At 73.8% G+C, this 15,585-nt stretch carries 14 protein-coding genes; 5 read left to right on the top strand and 9 right to left on the bottom strand.

Annotated elements, in window-relative coordinates:
* Positions 1-206: 206 nt before the first annotated feature.
* Entirely contained in the window at positions 207-1,160 is a 954-nt protein-coding gene (locus IF30_RS0125765) for a PAC2 family protein (RefSeq protein WP_030242795.1), read from the top strand.
* A 99-nt stretch (positions 1,161-1,259) separates the two neighbouring features.
* On the opposite strand, the gene mshC is transcribed toward IF30_RS0125765, so the two are convergent.
* The 4 genes from mshC to IF30_RS0125745 all read right to left on the bottom strand — a co-directional run bounded on the left by mshC (position 1,260) and on the right by IF30_RS0125745 (position 4,968).
* On the bottom strand, positions 1,260-2,489 hold the full coding sequence (gene mshC, locus IF30_RS0125760; RefSeq protein WP_030242793.1) for a cysteine--1-D-myo-inosityl 2-amino-2-deoxy-alpha-D-glucopyranoside ligase: 1,230 nt from the start codon (positions 2,487-2,489) through the stop codon (positions 1,260-1,262).
* A gap of 185 nt (positions 2,490-2,674) precedes the next feature.
* Positions 2,675-3,547 (bottom strand): SCO1664 family protein, encoded by an 873-nt coding sequence (locus IF30_RS0125755; RefSeq protein WP_078891694.1) that lies wholly within the window; start codon positions 3,545-3,547, stop codon positions 2,675-2,677.
* Positions 3,517-4,089 carry a DUF3090 domain-containing protein gene (locus tag IF30_RS0125750; RefSeq protein WP_030242790.1) on the bottom strand — a complete coding sequence of 191 codons (573 nt, stop codon included), beginning with the start codon at positions 4,087-4,089 and terminating at the stop codon, positions 3,517-3,519. Before IF30_RS0125750 ends, IF30_RS0125755 begins: the two co-directional genes overlap by 31 nt.
* Positions 4,090-4,275: 186 nt before the next feature.
* Positions 4,276-4,968, bottom strand: a complete 693-nt coding sequence (locus IF30_RS0125745; protein ID WP_030242788.1) for a histidine phosphatase family protein — start codon at positions 4,966-4,968, stop codon at positions 4,276-4,278.
* Between the two features lie 264 nt (positions 4,969-5,232).
* Between IF30_RS0125745 and IF30_RS0125740 the strand changes: the two genes are divergently transcribed.
* On the top strand, positions 5,233-6,213 hold the full coding sequence (locus tag IF30_RS0125740) for a magnesium and cobalt transport protein CorA (RefSeq protein ID WP_030242786.1): 981 nt from the start codon (positions 5,233-5,235) through the stop codon (positions 6,211-6,213).
* A gap of 39 nt (positions 6,214-6,252) precedes the next feature.
* On the opposite strand, the gene IF30_RS0125735 is transcribed toward IF30_RS0125740, so the two are convergent.
* A complete protein-coding gene (locus IF30_RS0125735; RefSeq protein WP_030242785.1) occupies positions 6,253-7,299 on the bottom strand; it encodes an LLM class F420-dependent oxidoreductase in 1,047 nt (348 codons plus the stop codon).
* 301 nt (positions 7,300-7,600) lie between these two features.
* Between IF30_RS0125735 and IF30_RS0125730 the strand changes: the two genes are divergently transcribed.
* Together IF30_RS0125730 and IF30_RS0125725 are read left to right on the top strand one after the other, a co-directional pair.
* A complete protein-coding gene (locus tag IF30_RS0125730; RefSeq protein WP_030242783.1) occupies positions 7,601-8,581 on the top strand; it encodes an aldo/keto reductase in 981 nt (326 codons plus the stop codon).
* Positions 8,517-10,910, top strand: coding sequence for a helix-hairpin-helix domain-containing protein (locus IF30_RS0125725; RefSeq protein WP_420791157.1), 2,394 nt, complete (start codon positions 8,517-8,519; stop codon positions 10,908-10,910). Before IF30_RS0125730 ends, IF30_RS0125725 begins: the two co-directional genes overlap by 65 nt.
* Positions 10,911-11,038: 128 nt before the next feature.
* Here the strand turns inward: IF30_RS0125725 and IF30_RS0125720 are convergent, their stop codons facing one another.
* Positions 11,039-11,644 carry a hypothetical protein gene (locus IF30_RS0125720; RefSeq protein WP_030242780.1) on the bottom strand — a complete coding sequence of 202 codons (606 nt, stop codon included), beginning with the start codon at positions 11,642-11,644 and terminating at the stop codon, positions 11,039-11,041.
* 363 nt (positions 11,645-12,007) lie between these two features.
* On the opposite strand from IF30_RS0125720, the gene IF30_RS42020 reads away from it, so the two are divergent.
* Entirely contained in the window at positions 12,008-12,217 is a 210-nt protein-coding gene (locus tag IF30_RS42020) for a DUF5703 family protein (RefSeq protein ID WP_037901221.1), read from the top strand.
* 146 nt (positions 12,218-12,363) lie between these two features.
* On the opposite strand, the gene IF30_RS50635 is transcribed toward IF30_RS42020, so the two are convergent.
* The 3 genes from IF30_RS50635 to IF30_RS0125700 all read right to left on the bottom strand — a co-directional run bounded on the left by IF30_RS50635 (position 12,364) and on the right by IF30_RS0125700 (position 15,436).
* Positions 12,364-13,221 (bottom strand): chaplin, encoded by an 858-nt coding sequence (locus IF30_RS50635; RefSeq protein ID WP_030242778.1) that lies wholly within the window; start codon positions 13,219-13,221, stop codon positions 12,364-12,366.
* Positions 13,222-13,521: 300 nt separating this feature from the next.
* A complete protein-coding gene (locus IF30_RS0125705) occupies positions 13,522-13,764 on the bottom strand; it encodes a chaplin (protein ID WP_420791160.1) in 243 nt (80 codons plus the stop codon).
* Between the two features lie 340 nt (positions 13,765-14,104).
* Positions 14,105-15,436: a M20/M25/M40 family metallo-hydrolase gene (locus tag IF30_RS0125700; protein WP_030242773.1), complete on the bottom strand. Its 1,332-nt coding sequence runs from the start codon at positions 15,434-15,436 to the stop codon at positions 14,105-14,107.
* Positions 15,437-15,585 lie beyond the last annotated feature (149 nt).

The following is a 15,585-nucleotide window of genomic DNA, read 5'->3' as shown; positions in this document are numbered from 1 at the left end:
CTGGATCGGGGCGGCCGGCTCCCCCAGACTGTCCCGGTGCCCGGCCGCGGCGCGCATCAAAGCCCGTAGGCTGGGCAGGTAGGGACCATGGGGCGAGGCGTTCCATGGGAGACGAGAGGTTCGACAGTCGGCAGCCGGCCCGTCGGCGCCTCGGCAAACCAGCCGGGGCGGCACCGGACCTGCCGCCGACCGGAGGGAGACGCTGGGTGATCGAGTTGGAAGATGTTCCCGAGTTGATCGACCCGGTGATGGTCTGCGCCTTCGAGGGCTGGAACGACGCGGGCGACGCCGCCTCCGCAGCCCTGGCTCACCTGGACGAGACGTGGGGCGGCAAGGTGATCGCCGCCCTGGACGCCGAGGACTACTACGACTTCCAGGTCAACCGGCCCACGGTCTGGCTGGACGGCGGCATCCGACGGATCACCTGGCCGACCACCCGGCTCTCGGTGATCCGGGTGACCGAGCCGGCCACCCGGGACGTCGTGCTGGTCCGGGGCATCGAGCCGAGCATGCGCTGGCGCTCGTTCTGCAACGAGCTGCTGGGCTTCGCGCACGAGCTGGGCATCGAGCTGGTGGTGATCCTGGGCGCGCTGCTCGGCGACACCCCGCACAGCCGCCCGGTGCCGGTCAGCGGAGTCACCTCGGACCCGGAACTGGCCCGCCGGCTGGACCTGGAGGAGAGCCGCTACGAGGGCCCCACCGGCATCGTCGGCGTGCTCCAGGAGGCCTGCACGCACGCCGGCGTCCCGGCCGTGACGCTCTGGGCGGCGGTGCCGCACTACGTCTCGCAGCCGCCGAACCCCAAGGCCACGCTGGCGCTGGTCAACAAGCTGGAGGACCTGCTGGACCTGCGCATCCCGCCGGGCGAGCTCGGCGAGGACGCCCGGGCCTGGCAGCTGGGCGTGGACCAGCTGGCCGCCGAGGACAGCGAGGTCGCCGAGTACGTCCAGCAGCTGGAGGAGGCGCAGGACACCGCGGAGCTGCCGGAGGCCTCCGGCGACGCCATCGCCCGCGAGTTCGAGCGCTACCTGCGCCGCCGGGAGAACGTCGGGCCGACGGGCGAGAAGCCGGTGTCCGGGCACGCCACGGCGGAGCGGCCGGCCGAGCCGGAGTCGCCGGGCCCGGCCCGGGAGAGCCAGGACGGGCCCGAGGAGGAGTAGCAGTCGACGTGACGCCGGAGGGCGCCGGGACGGTTGTCCTGGCGCCCTCCGGCGTTGCCTTACGGGGTCGGAGCGGGACTGCGACCGGCTGCGGCCGGACTACAGGGCGACGCCGAGCAGGGCGTCCACGGTGCGGGTCACCAGGCCGGGCGCGCCGATGTCGGTGCCGCCGTCGGCGTCCTGCTGCGCCGCCCAGCGGTCCACGGCGGCCAGTGCGGCCGGCGCGTCCAGGTCGTTCGCGAGCGCCGTGCGGACCTCGGCGAGCAGTTGCTCGGCTGCCGGGCCGTCCGGCCGGGAGACCGCGGCGCGCCAGCGGGCGAGGCGCTCGACGGCCTCGTCCAGGACGTCCTTGGTCCACTCCCAGTCGGCGCGGTAGTGGTTCGAGAGCAGCGCCAGGCGGATCGCCGCCGGGTCCACGCCCTCGCGGCGCAGCGCCGAGACGAAGACCAGGTTGCCCCGGGACTTGGACATCTTCTGGCCGTCCAGGGCGACCATGCCGGCGTGCACGTACGCCTGGGCGTACGGGTGGGTGCCGGTGGCGACCTGGGCGTGCGCGGCGCCCATCTCGTGGTGCGGGAAGGAGAGGTCGCTGCCGCCGCCCTGGATGTCGAAGGACATGCCGAGGTACTGCAGCGCGATGGCGACGCACTCGATGTGCCAACCGGGGCGGCCGTGGCCGAGTTCGGTGTCCCAGGCGGGCTCGCCCGGGCGGGCGGCCAGCCAGAGCAGGGCGTCCAGCGGGTTCCGCTTGCCCGGGCGGTCCGGGTCGCCGCCGCGCTCGGCGAAGACGGGGCGCATGGCCTCGCGGGTGAGGCCGGAGACCTCGCCGAAGTGCGGGTCCGCGTCGACCGAGAAGTAGATGTCGCCGTCGACCCGGTAGGCGGCGCCGGAGGCCAGCAGTTTCCGGACGATCGGGACGATCCACGGGATCGACTCGACGGCGCCGACGTAGTGGGCCGGGGGGAGCATGCGCAGCGCGGTCATGTCCTCGCGGAACAGGGCCGTCTCGCGCTCGGCCAGTGCGGTCCAGTCCTGGCCGGTCTCGACGGCGCGCTGCAGCAGCGGGTCGTCGACGTCGGTGACGTTCTGGACGTAGAGGACGTCGTGGCCGGCGTCCTTCCAGACGCGCTGGACCAGGTCGAACGCGTTGTAGGTGGCGGCGTGGCCCAGGTGGGTCGCGTCGTAGGGGGTGATGCCGCAGACGTAGATCCGGCCGGTGCCGTCCTGCGGCACGACCTCCCGGACCGTGCCCGCTGCGGTGTCGTGGATACGAAGGGGGAGACCCTGACCAGGCAGGGTGGGAACCTCGGAGGCGGGCCAGGCATGCATGGAAACAACTTTAACCTTGCGAACATTTGGAAGCCTAACCAGTGCACAAGATCGACTGGATTCGCTTCCTGTCGTTGCCTGACCGCTTCGCGACTGGTAATGCACCCGGGTACGGCGCCGGATCGACCCCCGCCGTCCGGGAACGGGCGAGCTGCGGGGGCAGGCCCGGACCCCCGACTCGCCTGTTACACCGGCGGCCAGGGGATCGCGGGCCAGTCCTCGGAGGGCAGCGGGTGACGACCGGAGCCACGCAGCCCGGCCACCCGCGCCCGGGTGGCCTCCAGCTCGGCCTCCGTCAGGTGCGGGGCGAGGCGTTCGGCCAGCTCGCCGTCCAACTGCTCGGCCAGCCGGGCCAGCACCTCCAGCGCCTCGGTGGGCAACGGGTCGCCGGCCCAGCCCCAGAGCAGCGTGCGCAGCTTGCCCTCGGTGTTGAAGGTGACTCCGTGGTCGATGCCGTACACCCGGCCGTCGGCGGCCGGGATCAGGTGGCCGCCCTTGCGGTCGGCGTTGTTGAGCACCGCGTCCAGTACGGCGAGCCGGCGCAGCCCCCGGTCGTCGTGGTGCACCAGCAGCGCGGTGCGCCCGCCCTCGACCTCGGCCCGGACGATCGGCAGCCAGCCCTCCTCCGGGCCGCGCGGATCCTGCAGCGCGAGCAGCGGCTCGGCCTGCGGGTCCGGCTCGACCCACAACTGCACCATGCCGGGCCCGTGCGGGCCCTCGCGCAGGACTGTGGGCGGGATCAGCGCCCAGCCCGTCGCGGCGGACAGCTCGTACGCGGCGACCTCGCGCCCCGCCAGCGTGCCGTCCGGGAAGTCCCACAGCGGGCGCTCCCCGGCCACCGGCTTGTAGACCGCCTGCGCGCTCAGCGAACCGTGCGCGACCGTGCAGTACAGCGCGGCGTTGGAGGCGTCGGTGAGCCGGCCGTGCACGGTCAGCTCGCCCTGGCGCAGCAGGGCGAGGGCGGTCGGCACGTCGGCGGCGAGCGCGGCCGCCGCCGCCGGGTCGGCCTGGGGCGCGGTGTCGGTGTTCAGCGCCGGTAACCGTTCGCGCGCGGGCACAGGTGGCCCTCGGGGTCGAGCGGCAGGTTGCAGAACGGGCAGGGCTTGCGGCCGGCCGCGACCAGGTCCAGCGCGCGCTTGGCGAACACCCGGGCCATCGCGCCGGTCAGCCGCACCCGCAGCATGTCCGGACCGCTGTCGTCGTCGGTGAAGACCACCGCGGCGGCGTCCTCGTCCTCTTCCTCCTCCTCGACCAGCGCCTGCGCCTCGACCACCAGGCAGGCGTCCACGCTGTCCCAGGCCAGGGCCATGGTGCCGACCCGGAACTCCTGCTCCAGCGGCAGATCGAGCGGGGCGGTGTCGAGCAGGTCCTTCGGGGCCGCGGCCGGGATGGCGGCGTCGCCGCCGCTGCGGCGCAGCGCCTCGTCCAGGACCTCCTCGATCCGCTCGGCGAGCGCCGCCACCTGGGTCTTCTCCAGCAGCACGCTGGTGATCCGGCCCCGGGCGCTGGCCTGCAGGTAGAACGCCCTGGCGCCGGGCTGGCCGACGGTGCCGGCCACGAACCGTTCGGGCTGGTCGTAGAAGAAGACCTGACGGGGCACGCTCTCGCTCCGGATCGTGTCGGTCGGCGCGGATCCGCCGAGGGGGATCGCGGGTATTCGGACTCGTTAGTCACCCTACGACCTCCGGGCTCCGGCCGGGGAGCCGAGCCGGCGGCCGCGGGCGGGATGCCACCGCGGGATCGCGGGCGGCGGCATCCGGGACGGACGCCGCAGGGGCGCCGACCGCTAGGCGGTGCCGCCGACCACCGCGTCGCCCGCCGGGGTGGCCGGGGCCGTGCCGGCCCTCGGCACCAGCGAGGAGAGGTCGCCGGTGTCGCCCATCCTCAGGACGAAGGGCCGCTGCGGGGTGTAGCGGATCACGGTGACCGAACAAGGCTCGACGCTGATCCGCTGGAAGTGGTCGAGGTGCAGGCCTAGCGCGTCGGCCACCACCGCCTTGATCACGTCCCCGTGCGAGCAGGCGAGCCAGACCGCGTCCTCGCCGTGCTCGGCGGCGATCTTCCCGTTCCATTCGCGCACCGCGTCCACCGTGCGGTGGCTCAGCTCGCGCAGCGACTCACCGCCGGGGAAGGCCGCGGCGGCGGCGTGGTCCTGCACCGTGCGCCAGAGCGGCTCCTTGGCCAGCTCGGCCAGCGGACGGCCGGTCCACTCGCCGTAGTGGCACTCCCCCAGCCGCTCGTCCTCGGCCGGCGGGCCCAGCTCGGGCCGGACGGCCAGCAGCGGCTCCAGCGTCTGGCGGCAGCGCTCCAGCGGGCTGCTGACGGCCTGCGCCAGCGGGACGGCGGCCAGGCGGCCGGCCAGCGCGGCGGCCTGCTCGCGCCCGGTGTCGTCGAGGTCCACGCCGGGCGACCAACCGGCCAGGATTCCGGCGGTGTTCGCGGTCGAGCGGCCGTGACGGACGAGCAGCAGGGTGGGCATGGGGTTCAGCCTACGACCTCCGGGCCCGGTCGTGGGGGCCGGATTCGCACCCGGCGTCGCACCCCCGTTCACGGCCGGTGGGCCCGGGCCGCCCGGGCCCGGGCCTGAATGCCCCCGGCCGGTGGCCGGATCCACCCCGGTCCGCCCGGAAGGCACTCAGAACCACCCGGAACCACCCCGGCGCTACGCCGGAACCACCACGGCCCGCCGCGGATCCGCCCCCGGTCCGTGCCTGAAGGCCCCGATCGGGTGACAATGGCCCGCATGATCGTCCACTGCGCCGCCTACGCCGCCGGCCACCGGATCGAGGCCCCCGACGACCTGGCCGGTGCCCTCGCCGCCGCCCGCGCCGCCGGTCCGGACGGCTTCGTCTGGATAGGCCTCTTCGAGCCCACCGCCGAGGAACTCGGCCACGTCGGCCAGGAGTTCGCACTGCACCCGCTGGCCGTCGAGGACGCCGTCAGCGCCCACCAGCGCCCCAAGGTCGAGGCCTACCAGGGCTCGCTGTTCATCGCCCTGAAGACCCTCGGCTACGCCCCCGGCGCACACGTCGCCACGGTCGGCGAGGTGATGGTCTTCCTCGGCCCCGACTTCGTGATGACCGTCCGGCACGGCGAGGACTCCCCGCTCGGCGAACTGCGGGCCCGGCTGGAGCAGGAGCCCGAACTGCTGCGCTACGGGCCGAGCTCGGTGCTGCACTCCGTCGCCGACACCATCGTGGACGGCTACATGGAGGTGGCCACCGCGCTGCAGGCCGACCTCGACGAGCTGGAGGCGGACATCTTCACCCCCGGCCGGGTGGGCCGCGACACCGCCGGTCGGATCTACGGCTACAAGCGCCAGGTGATGTCCGTGCGCCGGGCCACCGGCCCGCTGCTGGAGCCGATGCTGACGCTGGAACGCGGCGCCCGCTTCGTCCGCCCCGAGACGGCGCCCTACCTGCGGGACGTCGCCGACCACCTGGCCCGGGTGAACGACCAGGTGGAAGGCATGGACCGGCTGCTGTCCGACATCCTCAACGCCAACCTCGCGCAGGTCAGCGTGCAGCAGAACAACGACATGCGGAAGATCTCGGCCTGGGCGGCGCTGGCCGCCGTGCCGACGATGATCGCGGGCATCTACGGGATGAACTTCGACGACATGCCCGAACTGCACCAGGCGTGGGGGTACCCGGCGGTGCTGGTACTGATGGCGGTGGTCTGCGTGGTGCTGCACCGGGTGTTCAAGCGGCACGACTGGCTTTAGGCACGACTGGCCGTGGTGCCGCCCGAACCCCCCGCCTCCTCAGGCGAGGCCGGCGCGCTCCAGGGCCTCGACGCCCGTGCGCAGCGCCTGGATCCGCTCGTCCAGGGTGAACCCGGCCGGGGCCAGGGTGAGCGTGGTGACGCCCGCGTCGGCGTAGGCCTGCATCCGGTCGGCGATCCGGGCGGTGTCACCGATCAGCGAGGTGGCGTCGACCAGGTCGTGCGGGACGGCGGCCGCGGCGCCCGCGTAGTCCTTGGCCAGGTACTTCTCCTGGATCTCGTCGGCGGCCTGCTCGTAGCCCATCCGCCGGGTGAGCTGGTTGTAGAAGTTCTTCTCCTTGCTGCCCATGCCGCCGATGTAGAGCGCGGCGTACGAGCGCAGGGCGTCGACACCGGCCTTGATGTCCTCGCCGACCGCGAGGTTCACCGTCGGGCAGAGGTCGAAGCCGTCCAGCGCCTTCCCGGCCTTGGCGCGGCCGGCCGTCAGCGGGTCGAGGGAGAGGGCGGCGTGCTCGGGCGAGAAGAAGATGCCGAGCCAGCCGTCGGCGATCTCCCCGGTCAGCTCCAGGTTCTTGGGGCCGATCGCGGCGATGTACAGCGGGATGTGCTCGCGCACCGGGTGCACGGTGAGCTTGATCGGCTTTCCGGGGCCGCCGGGCAGCGGCAGCGTCCAGTGCGCGCCCTCGTGGACGAGGCGCTCGCGGGACATCGCCTTGCGGATGATCTCCACGTACTCGCGGGTGCGGGCGAGCGGCTTGTCGAACTTCACGCCGTACCAGCCCTCGGAGACCTGTGGGCCGGAGACGCCGAGACCGAGGCGGAACCGGCCGCCGGAGAGGGTGTCCAGGGTCGCCGCGGTCATCGCGGTCATCGCCGGGGTGCGGGCCGGGATCTGGAGGATGGCCGAGCCGACGTCGATCCGTTCGGTCTTCGCGGCGACGTAGCTGAGCACGGTCGCGGCGTCCGAGCCGTACGCCTCCGCCGCCCAGCAGACGGCGTAGCCGAGCCGGTCCGCCTCCTGGGCCACGGCGATGTTGTCGGCGTCCATGCCGAGTCCCCAGTAGCCGAGGTTGATCCCGAGTCGCATCTGCCGCACCTTCCAGTGGGTTTGGGGTCGGGGCGAGGGTAAACCGCGCCGCGCCGGACATGCTACTGGCCGGTAGTGGTGGGCTGGGTCACACCGCCCGGGCCGACGCCGCCCCGGGTCGCGCACCCCCCGCTCCGACCGCCGCGGTCGCGGTCCGCCGCCGATGATCGTTCTGCGGGTCTGCACACCTGTCCGCGCACCGGCCGCTACGCTCAGCCGACGTGGGGAGCGCCCTCCCCACCTGCGCGTTCACAGGGCTCCCGGGGCGCCCGGGGCCACCGGCCAGTGGAGGGCCCGTCCGATGGAAAAGCGTCACCTGGGCCGTACCGGCCTGCAGGTCTCCCGGCTCGGCCTCGGCACCATGACCTGGGGCCGCGACACCGACGAACACGAGGCCGCCGAACAGCTCAAGGAGTTCGTCGACGCCGGCGGCAACCTGGTCGACACCGCCGACGTGTACGCCGACGGCGGCGCCGAGTACCTGATCTCCCGGATCACCGCCAACCTGATCCCCCGCTCCGACCTCGTCATCGCCACCAAGGCCGGCAGCGTCCCCGACTCCGCCCGCCGCTTCGACGGCTCACGCGGCCACCTGCTCACCGCCCTGGACGCCTCCCTGCACCGCCTCGGCACCGACCACGTCGACCTCTGGCAGGTGCACGCCTTCGACCCGACGACCCCCCTCGAGGAGACGCTCAGCGCCCTCGACATCGCCGTCTCCTCCGGGCGCGCCCGCTACGTCGGGATCTGCGACTTCAGCGGCTGGCAGATCGCCAAGGCCGCCACCTGGCAGCTCGCCCACCACGGGCGGGTGCCCCCGGCCGGCGCGCAGCTGGAGTACTCGCTGCTGCAGCGCGGGATCGAGCGCGAGGCACTGCCCGCCGCACTCGACGCCGGCATCGGCGTGCTGGCCGGCTCACCCCTCGGGCGAGGGGTCCTCACCGGCAAGTACCGGCACGGCGTCCCGCAGGACTCGCGCGGCGCCTCGCCCTACCTGTCCGGATTCGTCCAGCCCTACCTCGGGGAGCGCTCCCGCCGGATCGTCGACGCCCTCGCGACCGCCGCCGACGGCCTCGCCAGCAGCCCGCTGGCCGTCGCGCTGGCCTGGGTCCGGGACCGGCCGGGCGTCGCGAGTGCCCTGGTCGGGGCGCGGACGGTGGCACAGCTGCAGGCGGCGCTGTCGGTGGAGGCGCTTACGCTACCGGGTGAGATCCGCGGTGCGCTGGACGACGTCTCGTCGCCGGTGCACCGCTACCCGGACCAGGGGTGGACCGAGCTGTGACGGCCCGGCCGGATCGTCGAGCAGAACGCGCAGTGGAGTGATCTTGGAGCGGACGACGATGAGTGACACGGGGGCCGGCGCTCCGGAGGAGACCGGCGGGGCTCAGCTGACTCCGGCGGAAAAGGCGGCCAAGATCGCGGAGCTCAGGAAGGGCATGCTCAGCACCAGGCCGCAGGAGCTGGGGGGCGCCAAACCGGAGGGCGGGCGGGCTCCGGCCGCGGCTTCGCCTCCGGCTCAGCGGGCGGCGGAGCCGGCCGAGCGGGCCACTCCCCCTGAAGCTCCGGCGGCCGCCCCGTTCACCCCTGCCGCACCTGCTTCACCTGCCGCACCTGCCGCACCTGCCGGGACGGCACCTGACGGCGGGCCTCGCGGCGACGCCCTCCAGGAGACCACCGCGGTGCTGACCGCGGGCGGCGCCCCCGCCGAGCTGGCGGCCGCCGCGGTGGCCGAGTTCGGCGACGGTGCCGCCGGGCGCCTGCGCGACGACCCGTGGGCGGTGCTGGGCCTGCCCGGCGTCCGCCCCGAGCACGCCGACCGGTTCGCCCGGGAGCTGCTCGGCCCCGAGGCCGAGCCGGGCGACCCGCGCCGCGGCCGGGCACTGGTGCTGTGGCTGCTGGAGCAGGCGGCGCTGCGCGGGCACTCCGCCCTGGAACTGACCGAGGTGACCGCCGGGCTCGACCGGCTCCGGATGCCGGACCCGGTCGCGGCGGTACAGGCCGCCGTCGAGGACGGCCGGGTGCTGCCCTCCCAGGAGGAACTGACCGGGGCCGAGGCGCACGCGGCGGGCGGCGAGGACGACGAGCCGCCGACCCGGACCCTGCTCGCGCTGGAACGGTTCGCGATGGCGGAGAACATCCTCGCCGAGGGCCTGCTCCAGCTGATGGCGACTTTCGTGCCGGGCGACGACGTCGACCCGGGCGAGGCCGACCCGGATGACCCCGGTACGGATGACGCCGGCACGGACGAGGTTGACGTCACGGACGACGTTGACGTCACGGACGTCACGGACGCCGAGCAGAAGACCGGCGAGGCGGAGACCGGCGAGGAGGACGCCACCGGGCCGACGGCCACCGACGCCACCGACGCCACTGCCGCCGCCACCCAGGCCCCCGCCACCCCCGGCCCGGCCGCGTGGGCCGCCGCCGCCGAGGCCGCGCCGTCCTCCTCGGCGAGGGCGCTGATCCAGGCGGTCGCCGACAACGCCGTGGTGCTGCACACCGGCGGCGAGGCGGCCCGCGCCGAGGCGGCCGCGCTGCTCGCCGCCGCCCGGGGCCTCGGGCTGCGGGCGTGGGCCGCCACCTGGACCGACCAGGGCCGGACGTCCTTCGCCGCGCTGACCGGAGCCGACGCGGACGCCCGCGCCGACGCCGGGGCCTGCGTGGTCACCCTCGCCGAGCTGCTGTCCGGCGCCGCCGGTCCCGGCCGCGCCCCGGACGGCTCGCTCGCCCTGGACCTGCTGATCGTCCTGGACGCCCCGCTGCTGGACGTCGAACTGGCCGCGACCGTCCTGGAGTCGCTCGCCGACGGCACCCGGCTGGTGCTCAGCGGCGATCCGGGCCAGCTCTGGTCGGCCGCGCCCGGCCGCTTCTTCGCCGACCTGCTGGCCGCCAAGGTCTGCCCGGCCGTCGCCTCCCGCACCCCGGACTTCGGCCCGATCGGCGAACTGGTCTCCGGCGTCGGCATCGGCGAGCTCCAGCCGGTCGAGGCGCCGGACAAGGAGGTGGTCATCCTGACCGCCAAGGACGGCGGCGAGGCCGTCCACCGTGCCGTCCAACTGCTCACCGACTCCATCCCGCGCGCCCTCGGCATCCCCGCCGAGCAGGTGGTGCTGCTCACGCCGGGCCACGGCGGTCCGGCCGGCACCCGCGCCCTGAACGCCGCCGCCAAGGCCCGGCTCAACCCCGGCCCCGGCCGGTTCGGCGGCTTCGACCCGGGTGACCGGGTGGTCGACTCGCCCGCTCCCGGCATCACCCGCCCGGCCCGGGTGCTGGACGGCGACACGACCGGCCTGCACCTGGAGTACGCGGACGGGTCGCGCCGGACCGTCCCGCCCGCCGAGGCCGCCCGGCTGCGGCACGGCTGGGCGCTGACGGTCCACCAGGCGCTCGGCCGCCGCTGGCCGGGTGCGGTGGTCGTGCTGCCGGAGGACGCCGCCGCAGCGCTCACCCGGCAGTGGGTCTACACCGCATTCGGGCGGGGCGAGCGGCACCTGTCCGTGGTGCACGCGGCGGGCCCGGCGCTCGCCCAGGCCGTCGCGGAGCGCCCGGCGCAGCCGCGTACCACCCGGCTGCGGGCGATCCTCGCCGAGAACGGCGCCATGGCCCACTGAGCCGAGGGCGCGCGCCCGGCGGCTCGGCAGGCTCGGCACCTGCCGCAGCCGCCGTCCCGCGGCTCGCCGCCCCGGACATGCCGACGGGCGGGCCCCGATGGTCGTGGGCCCGCCCGTCGCGCGGTCGTTCAGTCGTCCGGGTCCTCGTCGTCGTAGACCTCGCTGACGTCGAACCGGCAGATCAGCAGCTGCGGGTCGGCGTGCTCGAAGGGCTCCGGCAGCCACTCCCCCGGCTCCGTCGGCTCCGCCGCCGCGACCCAGAGCGTCGAATCCCCCTCCTCCAGGCCGAACTCCTCGCTGCGGGCGGCGATCTCGTCCGGCTCGTACTCGCCGAACAGCACGCCGACCGCGGCGTTCACCCCGCCCCCGCCGGCGCCGCCCGGCGTCAGCGACTCGTCGAGCCGCTCGGCCTGGGCGCGCAGCCGCTTGGGGTCGACGATGTGGTAGTCGCGGCGGATCAGCACGCTGATCGCCTCGGGCTGTTCGGGGCCGTGGTACCCGCCGGGGCCCTCGTCCCCGGGGATCTCGAAGGGGGTGACCTCGTCGTAGGCCTCGTACAGGAGCTGGTCGTAGGCGATGGCCGCCGTCGCGAGCTGCTCGTAGGCGGCGGACACGGCGGGATCATCGGCTGCGTTGGGGCTTGACACCGCTTCCAGATGACGGTCGATGGCGGCCTTGACCGCCTCAGCGGCGGCGCGTACCTCGGCAATGGTGGGCTGCGCGGCATCAGACATGGTGCAGACGCTATCTCCCCGCGGTGTCGGTACGCACAGCGGTTGTCACCTACACCCGCGATTTCACCGCAACTTCCGCCCTGATGTCCGATCCGCCCGCCTATGTCCTCCTGCGGTACCGGCGCGGGCCGGGCGCGGAGGGCGTGCGGCGGGCCCGGCGGGGCCCTCCGGGCACCGCTTCGCGCGCCGGGATCGGGGTATTCCGTCCACAGCGGCAGGAGAACTGATCCACTGTCAGTCGACCGCCTCGGCCGCACGCCCCCGGACCGCCGCTTCCTCGCGGGAGGACGGCCGGAAATACCCGGGCCGACTGTCCTGGGCAGGCCGTAGGCTTGACCGCAGGTGATCCACAGGAGGAGCGTTTTGACCCCACGGAAGCCGGTCCGGCAGCCGGAGTACGAGTACCAGTCGCTGCGCATGCCGCGCGGCACCACGCGGAACGCGGCACGCCAACTGCTCACCGAGCACGCCGAGTACGGGCACTGGGAGCTCGACCGGCTGCGGCTGTTCCCCGACGGCAGCCGGACGGTGCGGCTGAAGCGGAGGATCATCCGCCAGGTCCGGAACTGGTGACGGGCAGGGCGCTCCACCCCGACCGAGCATGCGCACACGGCCCCCGCACACCCGCGGCCGCCCGGTCATCCGGCGGCCGCGGGTGCGTCGTTTCCACGGCGGGTGCGCCGCGTGGCCGCGCCTGAGGCAGGCGCGGCCCTGTCGGCTCAGCGGGCTCCGGCGCGGGCTCGGCGGTAGAGGACGCCACCGCCGAGCAGCAGCGCGAGGCCGGCCGCGCCGAGCAGCTCGACACCGCCGGCGCCGGTGGAGGCCAGCTGGCTGTCCGCGACGGGCGCGGCGGTACGGGCGGCGGCCGGGACGGCGTGGGCGCTCGGGGCGCTGTCGGCCACCGGCGCGACGGGGGCCGCGGTGGCGGGGCCGCCGGTGCGCGGGTTGCCCGGGACGCTCTCGCCGCCGGTCCGCGGCGGGGTGGGGTGGCTGCTCTCGGGGCAGTCGTCGCTCGGCTTCGGAGCGGGCGTGTGCGCGGGCTGCGCCACGTTGCCGCAGTCGTTGCCGAAGGCCGGGTTCGCGGCGCCGACCACGTTGACGGAGTTGCCGCAGGCGTTGACCGGGATGTGCACCGGAGCCTGGATGCTGTTGCCGGAGGCCACACCGGCCGAGTTGGCGGCCGTACCGGAGGCGGAGGAGCCCGAGGCGGTGGTGCCACGGCTCGCCCCGGAGTCCGAACTCGCGCTCCCGCCGTTGCCGGGCCGGCCGGACTGACCGCCGTTGCCGGACTGGCCGCTCTGGCCGGACTGCGCCGGTGCCGCGTGGCGGGCCCCGCTCGCGTTGGCGCAGTGGTTGCCGAACGCCGGATTCAGCACGCCGATCACGTCGACCGTGTTGCCGCAGGCGTTGATCGGCACCTCGACCGGCACCTGCACCGAGTTGCCCGAGGCGACGCCCGGTGAACCCGTGGCACCCCCCTGCGCCTCGGCGCCCGCGTAGGCGTAGCCGGCGGTCGAGGCCAGCACACTGCCGGTGGCCACGGCCGTGAGGATCCCCTTCTTGGCTACATTCCTCATGTTTTCCCCTGACATTTCGAGACGACGTGGCAACCTTTGACATGAACCTTGTGAAAGTCGGAATTTCTACCCATCCGTAAATCACGCAAGGTCTGCGGCTGCACAGGAGTTAACGAGAAGGCGGCGAGGAGGTTGAGCCGAACGACCCAGCTTCACTCGATCGAGCGATCGTGTCCGGCTTCATGTATCCGGCCCTGGTATCGCCCGGGCCGGACACGCGCAGACCCCCGGTGCGGCGCGTCCGCCGCCCGGGGGTCGGGTCGAATCCGCTCAACGGGCCTCAGCGGCCCGGAGGTCGACTCAGACGTTGGCGCAGTGGTTGCCGAACGCCGGGTTCAGCACGCCGATCACGCTGACGGTGTTGCCGCAGAGGTTCACCGGGACGTGCACCGGGACCTGGATCTGGTTGCCCGAGACGACACCCGGGGAACCCGCGGCCAGACCCTCGGCAGCCGCACCGCCGTGAGCGGACGCGACACCGGCGGCGGCGAGCACCAGGCCACCGGTGGCGGCGGCGACAGCGGCGATCTTCTTGACCTTCATCATTCCTCCTGTATGGAAACGCAACCCGTTCGGCGGGCTGCACAGGGTTGAACGACGCTGCGGCAAACGGGGTACGGAACAGATTTGCCATTCACCCGCAACGGTGAGGTCTCGCACAAATGGTCGGCTTGGTATTCCGGGACGAATCGTTTCTGTTGATCTCCCCGAACCGGTGCCACAATCATCAGCTCGGACAATGCGCTCGGCCCGCCCCCGGCACCCCGGGAACGGGCCGAACCGGTCACCTGGCCAACGGACGCGAGCCGCCCCCGGGACGAGCCACGGAGACCAACCGCCCAGAGCAGCCGCGGAGACCGGCGAGCGCGATCTGCAGGCGCGGTCAGCAGGCGTCGATGAACCGGTCCAGGACCCGGACGCCGAACTTGAGGCCGTCCACCGGCACCCGCTCGTCCACGCCGTGGAACATCCCGGCGAAGTCCAGCTCCGGCGGCAGCTGCAGCGGCGCGAAGCCGAAGCAGCGGATCCCCAGGTCCTGGAAGGACTTCGCGTCCGTCCCGCCCGACAGGCAGTACGGGACCGCGCGGGCGATCGGGTCCTCGGCGCGCAGCGCCGTCTGCATCGCCTCGACCAGGGCCCCGTCGAATCCGGTCTCGATCGCCTTGTCCGCGTGCAGGCTCTCGCGCTTCACGCGCGGGCCGAGCACGCTGTCCAGCTCGGCCAGGAACTCCTCCTCGTAGCCGGGCAGGAAGCGCCCGTCCACGTGCGCCGTGGCCTGTCCGGGGATCACGTTCACCTTGTAGCCCGCGCCGAGCATGGTCGGCTGGGCGGTGTTGCGCAGCGTGGTGCCGATCATCTTGGCGATGCCGCCGAGGACGCGCAGCGTCTCGTCCATGTTCTCCGGGTCCAGCTCGACCCCGAGCGCGTCCGACAGCTCGTCCAGGAACGCCCGGACGGTCTTGGTGATCCGCAGCGGGAACTGGTGGCGGCCGAGCCGGGCGACCGCCTCGCACAGCTCGGTGATCGCGTTGTCGTCGTTCTCCATCGAACCGTGCCCGGCCCGGCCCTCGACCGTCAGGCGCATCCAGTGCATGCCCTTCTCGGCCGTCTCCACCAGGTAGAGGCGGACCTGGTCGTTGACGGTGAAGGAGAAACCGCCGACCTCGCCGATCGCCTCGGTCACGCCCTCGAACAGCCCCGGGTGCTTGTCCACCAGGAAGCGCGCCCCGAACGTGCCGCCGGCCTCCTCGTCGGCGAGGAAGGCCAGCACAATGTCGCGCGGGGGCTTGCGCCCGGTGCGCAGCCGGTCGCGGATGACGGCCAGGGTCATCGCGTCCATGTCCTTCATGTCGACCGCGCCGCGCCCCCAGACGCAGCCGTCGGCGATCTCGCCGCCGAACGGGTCGTACGTCCAGTCCGCGGCGTTGGCCGGCACCACGTCGGTGTGCCCGTGGATCAGCAGGCCCGGGCGGGAACGGTCCTCGCCCTCGATCCGCACCACCGTCGAGGCCCGGCCCTTGGCCGACTCGAAGATCTTCGGTTCGAGCCCGAACTCGGCGAGCTGCTCGGCGACGTACTCGGCCGCCTTGCGCTCACCCGGCCCGGACCCGTCGCCGTAGTTGCTGGTGTCGATCCTGATCAGATCGCGACAGATCCCGGCGACCTCCGACTCAGCCGTCACCTCGGACGCCGCCGACTCGCTCCGCTCGCTCACGGTCACTCCTCGTCTCTGGCCCGCACCGACGCACCAGCGCGCCACCCCCAGGACCTGCACCCGGGCCGTACGAGCACGTCCGCCCATCCTCCCCCAGCCCCCGACCCGGATCCACCCCCCGCACGCCGTCGAAACCCCCTGGTCACGCC

It is taken from the genome of Streptomyces sp. NRRL S-350, from assembly GCF_000719705.1.
GTDB lineage: Bacteria > Actinomycetota > Actinomycetes > Streptomycetales > Streptomycetaceae > Kitasatospora.
The sequence above is the reverse complement of the archived record's forward strand: the minus strand, read 5'-3'. Positions and strand labels throughout refer to the sequence as shown.